At 61.5% G+C, this 13,191-nt stretch carries 13 protein-coding genes; 5 read left to right on the forward strand and 8 right to left on the reverse strand.

Annotated features, from left to right (window positions below):
• The 3 genes from A7317_RS28750 to A7317_RS28760 form a co-directional block, all read right to left on the reverse strand.
• Positions 1 to 966, reverse strand: a complete 966-nt coding sequence (locus tag A7317_RS28750) for a 2-dehydro-3-deoxygalactonokinase (RefSeq protein WP_069077286.1) — start codon at positions 964 to 966, stop codon at positions 1 to 3.
• A 176-nt stretch (positions 967 to 1,142) separates the two neighbouring features.
• Positions 1,143 to 1,469: a DOPA 4,5-dioxygenase family protein gene (locus A7317_RS28755; RefSeq protein ID WP_069077463.1), complete on the reverse strand. Its 327-nt coding sequence runs from the start codon at positions 1,467 to 1,469 to the stop codon at positions 1,143 to 1,145.
• A gap of 31 nt (positions 1,470 to 1,500) precedes the next feature.
• The gene (locus A7317_RS28760; protein ID WP_024072580.1) at positions 1,501 to 2,451 is read right to left on the reverse strand and encodes a choline sulfate utilization transcriptional regulator; all 951 of its coding nucleotides are present in this window, start codon (positions 2,449 to 2,451) and stop codon (positions 1,501 to 1,503) included.
• A gap of 103 nt (positions 2,452 to 2,554) precedes the next feature.
• On the opposite strand from A7317_RS28760, the gene betC reads away from it, so the two are divergent.
• From betC to A7317_RS28775, 3 genes are all read left to right on the forward strand, one after another.
• Positions 2,555 to 4,072, forward strand: a complete 1,518-nt coding sequence (betC, locus tag A7317_RS28765) for a choline-sulfatase (RefSeq protein ID WP_024072579.1) — start codon at positions 2,555 to 2,557, stop codon at positions 4,070 to 4,072.
• 14 nt (positions 4,073 to 4,086) lie between these two features.
• Positions 4,087 to 5,001, forward strand: coding sequence for a choline ABC transporter substrate-binding protein (gene choX, locus A7317_RS28770; RefSeq protein WP_069077287.1), 915 nt, complete (start codon positions 4,087 to 4,089; stop codon positions 4,999 to 5,001).
• Positions 5,002 to 5,315: 314 nt separating this feature from the next.
• Positions 5,316 to 6,884 carry a SulP family inorganic anion transporter gene (locus tag A7317_RS28775; RefSeq protein WP_024072577.1) on the forward strand — a complete coding sequence of 523 codons (1,569 nt, stop codon included), beginning with the start codon at positions 5,316 to 5,318 and terminating at the stop codon, positions 6,882 to 6,884.
• Positions 6,885 to 6,937: 53 nt separating this feature from the next.
• Here A7317_RS28775 and aroE read toward each other — a convergent pair whose 3' ends face one another.
• A complete protein-coding gene (aroE, locus tag A7317_RS28780) occupies positions 6,938 to 7,756 on the reverse strand; it encodes a shikimate dehydrogenase (RefSeq protein ID WP_069077288.1) in 819 nt (272 codons plus the stop codon).
• A complete protein-coding gene (gene hemF, locus A7317_RS28785) occupies positions 7,756 to 8,688 on the reverse strand; it encodes an oxygen-dependent coproporphyrinogen oxidase (RefSeq protein ID WP_024072575.1) in 933 nt (310 codons plus the stop codon). Before hemF ends, aroE begins: the two co-directional genes overlap by 1 nt.
• A 176-nt stretch (positions 8,689 to 8,864) precedes the next feature.
• Here hemF and A7317_RS28790 point away from each other — a divergent pair, with 176 nt between their 5' ends.
• A complete protein-coding gene (locus tag A7317_RS28790) occupies positions 8,865 to 9,842 on the forward strand; it encodes an NADPH:quinone reductase (protein ID WP_069077289.1) in 978 nt (325 codons plus the stop codon).
• A gap of 104 nt (positions 9,843 to 9,946) precedes the next feature.
• Here the strand turns inward: A7317_RS28790 and A7317_RS28795 are convergent, their stop codons facing one another.
• The 3 genes from A7317_RS28795 to A7317_RS28805 all read right to left on the reverse strand — a co-directional run bounded on the left by A7317_RS28795 (position 9,947) and on the right by A7317_RS28805 (position 12,493).
• Positions 9,947 to 10,504: an L-threonylcarbamoyladenylate synthase gene (locus A7317_RS28795; protein WP_024072573.1), complete on the reverse strand. Its 558-nt coding sequence runs from the start codon at positions 10,502 to 10,504 to the stop codon at positions 9,947 to 9,949.
• 54 nt (positions 10,505 to 10,558) lie between these two features.
• Positions 10,559 to 11,653, reverse strand: coding sequence for a DNA-processing protein DprA (gene dprA, locus A7317_RS28800; protein WP_024072572.1), 1,095 nt, complete (start codon positions 11,651 to 11,653; stop codon positions 10,559 to 10,561).
• 63 nt (positions 11,654 to 11,716) lie between these two features.
• Positions 11,717 to 12,493, reverse strand: coding sequence for a hypothetical protein (locus tag A7317_RS28805; RefSeq protein ID WP_024072571.1), 777 nt, complete (start codon positions 12,491 to 12,493; stop codon positions 11,717 to 11,719).
• 135 nt (positions 12,494 to 12,628) lie between these two features.
• Here A7317_RS28805 and def point away from each other — a divergent pair, with 135 nt between their 5' ends.
• The gene (def, locus tag A7317_RS28810) at positions 12,629 to 13,135 is read left to right on the forward strand and encodes a peptide deformylase (protein ID WP_024072570.1); all 507 of its coding nucleotides are present in this window, start codon (positions 12,629 to 12,631) and stop codon (positions 13,133 to 13,135) included.
• The last annotated feature ends 56 nt before the right edge of the window (positions 13,136 to 13,191 follow it).

Below are 13,191 nucleotides of genomic sequence, written 5' to 3' on the forward strand. Positions count from 1 at the left end.
TCAGGCCTCCAGGGCAGGTTGAATGAGCCCGGCCGCCAGCGCCAGTTGCCATAGGCCGCGCTCGGTGGCTTCCTGTGCCAGGCTGACGTGGGCGAAGTCGCAGAGCGCGAGGGCGCGTTGATAGCGGGCACAGAGTGGCGCGGCACCGACCAGGATGATCGGCGTGTGTTTGGCGCCAGCCGGCAAGCCAGCGAGTTCATGACCGATCAGCAGGCCGGAGAGGTAATCGGGTTGCTGCTCGGCGCCGAGTTCGGCGGTCAGCCCCAGGGTGCGTGCACTGAACAAGGTCGACAGCACCCCGCGCTGACCGTCCGACGAGCGCGCAACCCGCACGCCTCGGTCGAAGGCGTCGGCCTGGAAATGCTCGGGGGTCTTCTGGGTGCGGCCGAGAATGCTGTGCTTGCTCAGCACCGCGAACAGCTCGCCGGTCATGAAGGTGTCGAAGTGGGTGATGCAGCCGTCGGCGACCTCGACCCATTTGGAATGGCTGCCGGGCAGGCCGATCAATAACTCACCACCGGCCCGCAGGTTTTGCAGCACGCCCAGCACCTGGGTTTCTTCGCCGCGCATCACATTGGGCAAGCCGACCTGTTCGATAACGCCGGGCACGATATACACATCGACACCGCGCAGGCTGCGTACGCGGTGCAATGCCTGGCCCAGGCTGGCGACATCGACAGGGGTATTGCGATAGGCCGCCTCGCTCCAGCCCTGGGCGCTGCCGACCATGCCACAGGCAATGACCGCAAGGGTCGGTTGGGCATCGAGCCAATCACCGCAGGCGGCATCGAATGCCAACTCGAAGCCATTGCTGCAGTGCGTGCCAGCGATGTCCCGTGGCTCAACAGGCAAGTGCATGATCCCGAACGCCAGCGAGCGCTGTTCGAGCACGACGCCAGCCGGGCCAAGTTTATAAGCACGAAGGGAGCTGGTCCCCCAGTCGAGCGCGATCAATTGCGCCTGCATCGCTTCACCTGAAATGAGTGGGTGCTGAAAAAAGCAGATGAGCGAATATAAACCTATGCCGGCGAATATCTCAATATATAAATATCAGTCCCATATAGTGGGACAAGGCAGTGTGAATCCCAAGACTTCCGCGCCTGGTAACAGCAGGAAGAAATCGGTTTATCGGGGAAGGGAAGTTAAAAACCCGACAGATCCAGCTCGCGCATCGCGCCCATCCAGATCGCGTAGTCGGTGTGGTCCTTCAGGTCATTGCCGGTGTCCGGGTGCAGGAACACCACCAGGCCATTGCGATTGAGCGCCAGCCACGGCAGCATCACACCGATGTATTCCGGGTCGAACGCCAGTTGGCAGCTCCAGTCCGGATGCGGGCCGACCGGCCGCTCATGCACACGGCCCATGTGCAGCGGGAACAGCCTGGCGGCGTCCTCACAGAACTGGCGCGCCTGGTCAAGGGTGCTGGCGTCGAAGTAGACATGGGCGTGGTAGCCCTTGATACGTTGCATGGCGAAATCCGCGTCCAATGTGCGGCAAATCCTAGACCGCAATCGACGGCAGGGCCAGCCCGGTCAACGACTGTGCGCTGCTCGCCTGTTCCGCCAGCAACCAGTCGACAAAACGTTCCACCAATTGGCCCCGTCGTTTGCGCTGGGGTTGCACCACGTAATAGCCGAAGCGCGAGATCACCGTGTCGCTGATCGGCCGGCACAGCCACTTCTGTTCCAGCAGGTTATCGACCAGGTGACGCCAGCCGATGGCTACTCCCTGGCCAGCAATCGCCGCCTGGATCAGCAGGGTGTAGTTATCAAAGCGCAATTGGCCAGGGGTCGGAGCGCGGGTAATGCCCAGCTCGCGAAACACGCCGCTCCAGTCGAACCATTGGCTGTTGTTTTCCTGGCGCAGGTGCAGCAGGGGATAGTCCGGCAAATTCTGCACCGTCAATGGCGTGGCCTGGTCCCTGAGCCACTGCGGGCTGCACACGGGGAACACTTCTTCGTTGAACAGCCACAGGCTGTCGCCCTGCTTGAAACGGCCATCGCCGAATAACACTGCCACGTCGATGTCGCTACGCAGGGTCGCATGGTTGCGCTCACTGGTGACCAGGCTCACATCCACCTGGGGGTTGGCCGCGTGGAAGCGATGCAGGCGCGGCATCAGCCAGTAGGCGGCGAAGGCGAAGTCGGTGGCCACTTGCAGCACTTCATGCTGGTCCTGCTGGGTGATCACACTCAGGCCGTGATTGATGGCTTGCAAACCGCCTTGCACATGCTCGAACAGCAGGGCGCCGGCATCGGTCAGTTCGATGCCACGGTAGATGCGATCAAACAGGCGGATCGCCAGTTGTTCTTCGAGACGCTTGATCTGTTGGCTGATGGCGGGCTGGGTAGTGCCCAGCTCTACCGCGGCAGCAGTAAAGCTGCGATGGCGCGCCGCCGCCTCGAACGCACGCAGCAGGTCGAGGGATACATCGCCGAGGGCTTCATACATAAGCTGTGCTTATCCTAGACATTGCCTTTCATGGGCTTTACCCCATTCTGCATGGGCTGCATGCTCATTCGCATAAACACCGCCTATGGAATGCCGAAGACCCATGAAGCGCAAGAACATTCTTTTCATCATGGCCGATCAAATGGCCGCGCCGCTGCTTCCGTTCTACGGATCTTCCCCGATCAAACTGCCGAACCTGAGCCGCCTCGCGGCGCAAGGCGTGGTGTTCGACGCCGCCTATTGCAACAGCCCGCTGTGTGCACCGTCGCGCTTTACCCTGGTCAGCGGCCAGTTGCCGAGCAAGATTGGCGCCTATGACAACGCGGCCGATTTTCCCGCCGATGTGCCGACCTACGCCCACTACCTGCGTCGCCTGGGCTACCGCACCGCGTTGTCGGGCAAGATGCATTTCTGCGGCCCGGACCAGTTGCACGGCTACGAAGAGCGCCTGACCAGCGACATCTACCCGGCCGACTATGGCTGGGCGGTGAACTGGGACGAACCCGACGTACGACCCACCTGGTACCACAACATGTCATCGGTGCTGCAAGCCGGCCCGTGTGTGCGTACCAACCAGCTGGATTTCGATGAAGAGGTGGTGTTCAAGGCCCAGCAGTACCTGTTCGACCATATCCGCGAGGCCGGTGACCAGCCGTTCTGCCTGACCGTGTCGATGACCCATCCTCACGACCCGTACACCATTCCCAAGCCGTTCTGGGACCTGTACGACGACAGCGACATCCCTTTGCCTGCGACGCCCGCCCAGGCCGATCTCGACCCGCACTCCCAACGCCTGCTCAAGGTCTACGACCTGTGGGACAAGCCGCTGCCGGTAGACAAGATCCGCGACGCGCGCCGTGCTTATTTCGGCGCATGCAGCTACATCGACAGCAATGTCGGCAAGCTCCTGCAAACCCTGGAAGACACCGGGCTGGCCGACGATACGATCATCGTCTTCTCCGGCGACCATGGCGACATGCTCGGCGAGCGCGGCCTCTGGTACAAAATGCACTGGTTTGAAATGGCCGCGCGCGTGCCGCTGCTGGTCAGTGCACCGGGGCAGTTCGCGGCGGGTCGCGTGACCCAGGCTGTCTCCACCGCCGACCTGCTGCCAACCCTGGTGGAACTGGCCGGTGGCGAACTGGACGCGCGCTTGCCGCTGGATGGCCGCTCACTGGTCCCGCACTTACAGGGCAAGGGCGGGCATGACGAAGTGTTCGGCGAATACATGGCCGAAGGCACCATCAGCCCGCTGATGATGATTCGCCGTGGCGCGTACAAATTCATCTACAGCGAAGACGACCCGTGCTTACTGTTCGATGTGCAAAACGACCCGCACGAGCGGGAAGACCTCAGCCAGTCACCGGAACACCGACCACTGTTCGAGGCGTTTTTGAGTGAAGCGCGGGCCAAATGGGACATCCCGGCGATCCACCAGCAGGTGCTCGCCAGCCAACGCCGTCGTCGCCTGGTGTTCGAGGCGCTGACCCAAGGCAAGCTGAAGAGCTGGGATCACCAGCCACTGGTCGACGCCAGTCAGCAATACATGCGCAACCATATCGACCTCGATGACCTGGAGCGCAAGGCACGTTATCCACAACCCTGCCAAACCAATAAATAGACAGAGGGAAGGCCATGCAAAAGTTGACTGCGGTAGTGGGCATGTTGGTGCTGAGTAGCGCCAATGCGTATGCAGACACCAGCTGTGACACGGTAAAAATGGCCGATCCGGGCTGGAGCGACATTGCCGCCACCAATGCCATCACTGGTTTTCTGTTGAACGGCATGGGCTACAAGGTCAAAGTCGACACCCTGGCGGTGCCGATTACCTTTGGCGGGCTCAAGGACGGCCAGGTGGATGTGTTCCTGGGTAACTGGATGCCGGCGCAGCAGGGCTTCTATGACAAGTTCGTGGCCAATGGCGAGGTGGTGCAACTGGCGAAAAACCTCGACGGTACCGAGTTCACCCTCGCCGTGCCGGACTATGTGTGGGACGCCGGGGTGCATGACTTTGCCGACCTGAACACATTTGCCGACAAGTTCGACAAGAAGATCTACGGGATCGGCTCCGGTGCGCCGGCCAATATCTCGTTGCAGGAAATCATCAAGAAGAATGACTTCGAGCTGGGCCAGTGGAAGCTGATCGAGTCCAGCGAACAGGCAATGCTCGCCGAAGTGTCACGGGCCGTGAAGAAACAACGCTTCGTCACCTTCCTCGGCTGGACACCACACCCGATGAACGTGCAGTTGAAAATGCACTACCTCAAAGGCGGCGAGAAATACTTCGGTGACACCGGCAGCGTGTATACCCTGACCCGTAAAGGGTATGCACAAGCCTGCCCGAATGTTGGAAAGCTGCTGACCAACCTGAGTTTCACCCAGGAGATGGAGAACAGCATCATGGCTGAGGTAGTCAACAACAAGGTCAGCAACGCGGATGCGGCGAAGACGTGGCTCAAGACCAACCCGGCAGTGCTGGAAAAGTGGCTCGATGGCGTGAAAACCGTAGATGGCCAGGATGCGTTGCCAGCGGTAAAAGCCAAACTCTAGATGACACCTCCGCCCTTTGGAGAGGAGTCCCGTGACAGGCTTGCTTGCTCTGACAGGCTGACTTTCTGTGGCAAACGAGCTTGTCGTGGTGATCGGGCTTGTTGTGGCGAGCGGGCTTGTTGTGGCGAGCGGGCTTGCCCCGCGTTGGGCTGCGCAGCAGCCCCAGTGAAGGCCGCGCAATCCTAACCGTGGGATCTGGAGCGTCTGGTTTTGGGGCCGCTTCGCGCCCCAACGCGGGGCAAGCCCGCTCGCCACAACAAGTCCGCTCGCCACAACCTGATAATCTGCCCCGAACCTTTCTATCCGAGTTTGCGATGCACAGGCCCAACCGCCACACACTCTTCCCCTTCCTGAGCTGGCTGCCGCGTCAAACCCGAGCCAGCGTCGGTCGGGACGCGATGGTCGGGCTCAGCGGCGCCGTCCTCGCCTTGCCGCAGTCGATTGCCTACGCCCTCATTGCCGGTCTTCCCGCCGAATACGGCCTGTACGCCGCAATTATCCCGGTACTGATCGCCTGCCTCTGGGGCTCGTCCTGGCACTTGATCTGTGGCCCTACGGCGGCGATTTCCATTGTGCTGTACGCCAGCGTCAGCCCGTTGGCCGTGCCCGGGTCTCAGGACTACATCACCCTGATCCTGTTGCTGACATTCCTGGCCGGGCTGTTCCAGTGGTTGCTGGGCATGCTGCGCTTTGGCGCGCTGGTGAACTTCGTCTCGCATTCGGTGGTGCTGGGTTTCACCCTGGGCGCCGCCGTGGTGATTGCCCTGGGGCAGTTGCCTAACCTGCTGGGCCTGGATTTGCCGAGCCAGGCCACGGCAATCAATAGCCTGCTCGCACTGATCCACCATAGCGGCGAATGGGACCACGCATCGCTCGCCCTCGGGCTCGGCACTTTGCTGGTGGGCGCGTTGCTCAAATACCTTGTGCCTCGCTGGCCAACGCTGCTGATCGCGCTGGCCTTGGGTAGCCTGGCGGCATGGCTGTGGCCGGGGATGTTCGGGCATGTGGCGCGGGTCAGCGCGTTCATCGGCAAACTGCCGCCGTTCAGCCCGTTGCCGCTGGATCCGGACATGATCCTGCGCCTGCTGCCCAGCGCCGTTGCGGTGGGCATGCTGGGGCTGGTGACCAGCCTGTCGATTGCCCGTTCGCTGTCAGCTCGCTCGCAACAACTGCTCGATGCCAACCAGGAAGTTCGTGCGCAGGGTTTATCCAATATCGTTGGTGGATTTTTCTCCGGGTATTTGTCAGCCGGTTCCTTCACCCGCTCTGGCCTCAGCTATGAGGCGGGCGCCTGTTCGCCGTTGGCAGGGGTGTTTTCCGCCTTATGGGTGGCCTTGTTTGCGCTGTTCGGCGCCGCACTGATCGCGCATATTCCGATCCCGAGCATGGCCGCCAGCATCTTGCTGATTTCCTGGGGCCTGGTGGATCGTCGGGGTATTCGCGCGTTGTTCCGCGTGAGCCGGGCAGAATTCGTAGTGATGAGCCTGACCTGCGTCGCCACCTTGCTTCTGGAGTTACAAACGGCGATTTATGCGGGGGTGTTGGCGTCGTTGTTTTTCTACCTCAAGCGCACGTCCCAGCCACGGGTTCAACAATGGCGTGACGGGGACGAAGATGTGTTGCGCGTCGGCGGGTCGATTTTCTTTGGCGCCAGCCATTACCTGCAAGTGCGCTTGCAAAGCTTGCAGGGTGTACGGGTAGTGATCGAGGCGCAGCAGATCAACTTTATCGACTATTCCGGGGTGGAGATGCTGCACCAGGAGGCGCGTCGTTTAAGAGGGCTGGGGCGTAGCCTGACACTGCGCCGCGCCAGGCCGCAGGTGGTGGAGGAGTTGAAAAAACTGGAAGGGGCCGACCAATGCCCCATCCATTTTGAAGACTGAATACGGTTAAACAGGTGGGAGGGGGCAAGCCCCCTCCCACAGTTTGTTGAGTGTCAGACCAACTGGCGGCGCAACTCGGCCAACACCGGCGCCGAATCCGGCCGCACACCACGCCACAGGAAGAATGCTTCCGCCGCCTGCTCCACCAACATGCCCAGGCCATCCATCGCCACTGCCGCGCCCTGTTGGGTGGCCCAGTGGCAGAACGCGGTCGGTTCCTTGGCGTACATCATGTCGTAGCAAAACGTCTTGCCCGGCTCGATCAAGCTACTGGCAATCGGCGGTACATCGCCTGACAGGCTGGCGGACGTGGCATTGATGATCACGTCCACCGGCTCACGCAGCCAATCGAAACCACTGGCAGACACCGGGCCCAGGTCGTCGAACAATTCGGCGAGCATTTCAGCTTTTTCCACCGTGCGGTTGGCGATGATCAATGAGGCAGGTCGCTCGGCCAGCAATGGCTCCAATGCGCCACGTACCGCACCACCGGCGCCGAGCAACAGGATGCGTTTACCTTGCAGGCTCAACCCGGCGTTGACCGTCAGGTCGCGCACCAGGCCGGCGCCATCCGTGTTATCGCCCAGCAAGCTGCCATCGGCCAGCTTGCTCAAGGTGTTCACCGCGCCGGCACGCTCGGCGCGCTCGGTCAGGGTGTCGGCCAGGCGGTAGGCGTCCTCCTTGAACGGTACGGTGACGTTGGCACCACGGCCATGCTGGAAAAACTCACGGGCACAACCGATGAAATCCTCCAGCGGCGCGAGCAAGCTGCTGTAGTCCAGTTGCTCGCCGGTCTGCTCGGCGAACATGCGGTGAATCAACGGCGACTTGCTGTGGCCGATGGGGTTGCCAAACACCACATAACGATCCATCAAACCGCCGCCTTAGGCGTAGCAACGCCGAGCCAGTCGCGGTCTTGCAGGAAGTAATCGGTAAGGCGCGCTTCTTCGCTGCCGGCCTCGGCTTTCCAGTCGTAGCTCCAGCGCACTTGCGGCGGCAGCGACATGAGGATCGATTCGGTACGCCCACCCGATTGCAGGCCGAACAGGGTGCCGCGGTCGTAGACCAGGTTGAACTCCACGTAGCGACCACGGCGGAATTCCTGGAATTCACGTTGTTGCGCGGTATAAGCCATGGCTTTGCGACGCTGCACAATGGGCAGGTACGCATCGATGTAGGCGTCGCCGATGGCGCGGATAAAAGCGAAGCAGGTGTCGAAGTCCCATTCGTTCAAGTCATCGAAGAACAGGCCGCCAATGCCGCGCGGTTCGTTGCGATGCTTGATATGGAAGTAGGTGTCACACCAGGCTTTGTAGCGTGAATACACATCCGGGCCAAACGGCGCACAGGCCTGCTCGGCGACGCGGTGCCAGTGGATGCAATCTTCTTCGTTGCCGTAGTAGGGCGTGAGGTCAAAACCGCCACCAAACCACCACACCGGTTCTTCGCCTTCTTTTTCGGCGATGAAGAAACGCACGTTGGCATGGGAAGTCGGCACATGAGGGTTGTGCGGGTGGATCACCAGCGATACGCCCAGGGCCTCAAAACCGCGACCGGCCAGCTCGGGGCGGTGCGCGCTGGCGGACGGTGGCAGGCCGCTGCCAAACACGTGGGAAAAATTGACGCCGCCTTTTTCGATCACCGAACCGTTTTCGATCACACGGGTGCGACCGCCGCCGCCGGCTGGCCGGGTCCAGGCGTCTTCGATAAAACGAGTGTCCGCCTCGAAGGTTTCCAGGGCGCTGCAAATGCGGTCTTGCAGGTCAAGCAGGTAGGCTTTTACAGCCTCGGTGCGGGTAGTCATGGCATCACCTTGAATCGGGCAAAGCTACGCGAGGCCATGCGGCGTCGGCGGCAAATGGGCGCACAGGATACCACTGCACCTGCATACCACTGCACTTAGGTGCGTCGCTGTTGACGAAGATCAAGCTTAGGAGTCCGATAGGGGGCTACGCGATTTCGACCTCAGGAGAAGTGCAGATGGCCAAAAGAATCCAGTTCAGCGCCCACGGCGGCCCCGAAGTACTTGAGTATGTGGACTACACACCGGCCGAGCCAGGACCGCAGCAGGTTCGAGTGCTTAACAAAGCCATTGGCCTGAACTTCATCGACACTTACTACCGCAGCGGGTTGTATACGCCGCCGGCCCTGCCATCGGGACTGGGTGCGGAAGGCGCGGGTATCGTCGATGCGGTGGGCAGTGAGGTCACCCAATTCAAGGTCGGTGACCGCGTGGCCTACGGCAGTGGCCCACTCGGCGCCTACAGCGAATTGCACGTGCTGCCCGCCGCCAACCTGGTGCACCTGCCGGACGACATCAGCTTCGAACAGGCCGCCGGCGCCATGCTCAAAGGCCTGACCGTGCAGTATCTGCTGCGCCAGACCTATGAGTTGAAGGGGGGCGAAACCATCCTTTTCCACGCCGCTGCCGGTGGCGTGGGTTCCCTGGCGTGCCAATGGGCCAAGGCCCTGGGTGTGAAGCTGATCGGTACCGTCAGCTCGCCGGAAAAAGCCGCACTGGCCAAATCCCTGGGCGCCTGGGAGACCATCGACTACAGCAAGGAAAACGTCGCACAACGCGTGCTGGAATTGACCGACGGCAAAAAGGTGCCCGTGGTGTACGACGGCGTCGGCAAGGACACATGGCTGACCTCATTGGACAGCGTGGCGCCACGCGGCCTGGTGGTGAGCTTTGGCAATGCCTCGGGCGCGGTGGATGGGGTGAACCTGGGGATACTCGCAGCCAAAGGCTCGCTGTACGTGACGCGGCCAACCCTGGCGACCTACGCCAACAATCCGGCGAACCTGCAGGTGATGGCGGATGATCTGTTTTCGATGATCAAGAGCGGCAAGGTGCGCATTGATATCAACCAGCGCTTCCCGCTGGCGGAGGCGGCGAAGGCCCAGACCGAGTTGTCGGGGCGGCGTACCACGGGGTCGACCATTCTGTTGCCTTGAGGGCCTCTTCGAGGGCAAGCCCTCTCCCACATTTGAACCCTGTCCGTCATGACAACACGGTCAAATGTGGGAGGGGGCTTGCTCCCGATGGCCGCGACGAGGTCTCAAGAAGGCCGCACCACCTCACCGGTCGCCAAATCGCGAATCAAGCTGGGGTTCTTGCGCCCACCCAGGGCGCCCCCCAATACCAGGTCGACCTGGCCACGGAAATACTGCTCCACCCGGATCCGCGTACGCGCCGCCGGGCGCCCTTGGGGGTTGGCCGAGGTCGAGATCAGCGGGCCCACCAGCGCGCACAAATCCCGCACCAACGGATGATCGCTGACCCGCAATGCCACGGTGTCATGCACACCCGTGACCCACTCCGGCAGCAAATCCTGGTGGGGTACCAGCCAGGTATTCGGCCCCGGCCAGGTGCTGGCCATGCGGTCGATCCATTCCTGCGGGAAGTCTTCGAAGAGAAAATCGAACTGGCGGATAGTGTCCGCCACCAGGATCAGGCCCTTGTCCACCGAACGGTTCTTGATCGCCAGCAGTCGGTCCACTGCGTCTTCGTTCCACGGATCACAACCCAGGCCCCAGACCGCCTCGGTTGGATAGGCAATCACCGCGCCTGCGCGAATTTCTCGTGCGGCTTCCAGCACACGCCACCTGTTGACCATTGCTCACTCTCCGGACTAAAGCTCTGCGCAGTTTACCGATCTTCGTTACAAAACCTAGCAGCGCGCGAGCCAGCGCCCACTTTCACAGATCACCTGACCTTCCAGCTCCAGCTCGGTCAGGGTAGCCAGTAGCTCTGGCAAGGGGCGCCCGCTGGCAATCGCCAAGGCTTCGCTGGTGTGGGGCGCCGCATGCAGCAACGCCACCAGCGGATGAGTGACCGGCATCGGCGCGGGGCGCGACAACGCCTGCCAGCCGCGCAAACCTTCGAGGATGTGCTCGATGGTTTCCACCAGCACCGCGCCATCGCGGATCAACTGGTGACACCCCTTGGCCCCGGGATGGTGGATGGAGCCCGGGATCGCATACACCTCGCGCCCTTGTTCGGCCGCCAGCCGTGCAGTGATCAGCGAACCGCTGGCCATGCTGGCTTCCACCACCAGCACACCGAGGGACAGGCCGCTGATAATGCGGTTGCGCCGAGGGAAATTACCGGCCTGGGGCGCGGCATCGAGTGGAAACTCGGAAACCACGGCACTGCCCTGGGCAATCATCGCCGCCGCGAGCCGTCGGTGGCGCTGTGGATAAAAGTTTTCGAGCCCGGTGCCCAGCACGCCAATTGTCTGCCCACCAACATCCAATGCCGCTTGATGCGCCGCACCGTCAATGCCCAGGGCCAGGCCACTGGTGATGACAAAACCGGCGCTCGCCAAGCTGCGGGAAAAGGCGGCGGCAGTGTCCATTCCAGGGCGCGAAGCGCGGCGGCTGCCGACCACGGCCAGCTGTGGTTTTTCCAGGATAAAAGGGTCGCCAGCAACGAATAACAGCGGCGGTGCATCGTCGATCTCGGCAAGCAGGGCGGGGTACTCAGGTTGGTCCCACATCAGCAAATGCTGGGCCGGGTGCCCCAGCCACGCCAATGCCGCACTGGCACCATCGCGGACTTCGTGGCTCCGCCGGGCATCGCCACTGATGGCCGGCAACCCCAGGGAACGCCAGGCACTGGCGGGCGCGCTGAGCGCCTTCGAGGCGCAGCCGAATGCCTCGATCAATAGGCGAAAACGCTTTGGACCCAGTTCCGGCAACCTGTGCAAGCGCAGTCGCGCTTCCAGTTCGGACGGGGAAATTTCACTGCGGTTTATCGGAAACATCGGATCATCCTTGACCGGAACAAGCTGTGGATAACTCTGTTGGTAACTTATTTAGCAGGCTATTTATTGCGTTTGACGGGCAGTCTCGAAACGGTCCATCACGGCCAATGAACGCGAAGCGCTGAGGACCAAGCCATAACTGAGCTTTTCATAGGTGCGAAACACCAGCAGGGTGCCGGCGCGCTCATCGGGAAGTGTCACGGATGCGCCCGTCAGGACGTCGCGTACGCTGGCACCGGCTTTGATCACCGTTAGCAGATGGCCTTCGACCAGACCATCGCGGCGGCCTCTGTTCAAGGTCACGGCGTCCAGCACGCCAATCTGGCTCACGCCCTTGGGAATATCGATGATTTGCCCCTGGATAAAGGGCGTCGCCGTTGGCGTCTCCAGGTTGGCCAGTTCAACGGGTGGCTGGTTGCGCAGCAGGCGGTCGCCGGGGCGCACTTCCTGGGTCACCCGTTGCACAGCCAGGGTGGTGAGGTCGCCGGCCATCATGAAGCGTGCGGTGCCGATATCGTCGGCATTGATACCCAGCCATTCCTGGGTTTGGGGGTCGGTGTAGACCTTGCCCCGGCGAAAGATCCCATAGCTGGGCTGGGTCGGATCCAGGTCGCCCCTGGCATGCACGCGCTCGCCACTGGCGCCCAACACTCGCCCCGCGTCTGCCGCGACAATGTACGGCGCGTTGTCCAGGTCCTGGGGCGAATCGAGAATACGGTTATGTAACAAAAAACGCTGGATGGCCTGTTGCGTGGCGGGGTCCAGGCGCTGGCCGGACGGTGGCAGCAAGGCCATTGCGAAGGGGGCCCACAGCAGTAAGACGAGCAGCGATTTCCTCATGGGGTGAATCTCCTTTATTATGTGCGTTCGCGTGAAATGCCTTGGCCTTCGCGGCTTTCGAACGTTTCACACCGGCTGCCTGGGTCCGTCCCGACGCCGATTTGCCTCTACCTCACATGTGCAGCAATTACGCTTATGGCTATTTTGAACATCCTCGAATTCCCCGACTCGCGCCTGCGCACGATCGCCAAACCGGTGGCCGTAGTGGACGACAAGGTTCGTCAGTTGGTCGATGACATGTTTGAAACAATGTATGAAGCCCCGGGCATTGGCCTCGCCGCCACCCAGGTCAATGTGCATCAGCGTGTCGTGGTCATGGACCTGTCGGAAGATCGCAGCGAGCCACGGGTGTTCATCAACCCCGAATTCGAGCCGCTGACCGACGAGATGGGCGAATACCAGGAAGGCTGCCTGTCGGTGCCGGAGTTCTATGAGAACGTCGAGCGCCCGCTGCGCGTGAAGATCAAGGCCCTGGACCGCGACGGCAACCCCTACGAGCTGGTCGCCGAAGGCCTCCTCGCGGTGTGCATCCAGCACGAATGCGACCACCTCAACGGCAAGCTGTTTGTCGATTACCTGTCCACGCTCAAACGTGACCGGATCAAGAAAAAGCTGGAAAAAAAGCATCGCCAGCAAGCTTGATGCCCTTCTTCCAAAGGCTTGCTGCGGCAAGCCTTTTTCTTTTGTGACTGCTTTTA

The organism is Pseudomonas fluorescens, assembly GCF_001708445.1.
GTDB classification, from domain to species: Bacteria; Pseudomonadota; Gammaproteobacteria; order Pseudomonadales; family Pseudomonadaceae; genus Aquipseudomonas; species Aquipseudomonas gorinensis.

Excerpts from the sequence above, each read along its gene's own strand:
- def (WP_024072570.1), top strand. The coding sequence starts at position 12,629 with ATGGCTATTTTGAACATCCTCGAATTCCCCGACTCGCGCCTGCGCACG.
- A7317_RS28760 (WP_024072580.1), bottom strand. The coding sequence starts at position 2,451 with ATGTATGAAGCCCTCGGCGATGTATCCCTCGACCTGCTGCGTGCGTTC.
- A7317_RS28750 (WP_069077286.1), bottom strand. The coding sequence starts at position 966 with ATGCAGGCGCAATTGATCGCGCTCGACTGGGGGACCAGCTCCCTTCGT.
- A7317_RS28755 (WP_069077463.1), bottom strand. The coding sequence starts at position 1,469 with ATGCAACGTATCAAGGGCTACCACGCCCATGTCTACTTCGACGCCAGC.
- hemF (WP_024072575.1), bottom strand. The coding sequence starts at position 8,688 with ATGACTACCCGCACCGAGGCTGTAAAAGCCTACCTGCTTGACCTGCAA.
- A7317_RS28775 (WP_024072577.1), top strand. The coding sequence starts at position 5,316 with ATGCACAGGCCCAACCGCCACACACTCTTCCCCTTCCTGAGCTGGCTG.
- A7317_RS28795 (WP_024072573.1), bottom strand. The coding sequence starts at position 10,504 with ATGGTCAACAGGTGGCGTGTGCTGGAAGCCGCACGAGAAATTCGCGCA.
- dprA (WP_024072572.1), bottom strand. The coding sequence starts at position 11,653 with ATGTTTCCGATAAACCGCAGTGAAATTTCCCCGTCCGAACTGGAAGCG.
- A7317_RS28790 (WP_069077289.1), top strand. The coding sequence starts at position 8,865 with ATGGCCAAAAGAATCCAGTTCAGCGCCCACGGCGGCCCCGAAGTACTT.
- betC (WP_024072579.1), top strand. The coding sequence starts at position 2,555 with ATGAAGCGCAAGAACATTCTTTTCATCATGGCCGATCAAATGGCCGCG.
- A7317_RS28805 (WP_024072571.1), bottom strand. The coding sequence starts at position 12,493 with ATGAGGAAATCGCTGCTCGTCTTACTGCTGTGGGCCCCCTTCGCAATG.
- aroE (WP_069077288.1), bottom strand. The coding sequence starts at position 7,756 with ATGGATCGTTATGTGGTGTTTGGCAACCCCATCGGCCACAGCAAGTCG.
- choX (WP_069077287.1), top strand. The coding sequence starts at position 4,087 with ATGCAAAAGTTGACTGCGGTAGTGGGCATGTTGGTGCTGAGTAGCGCC.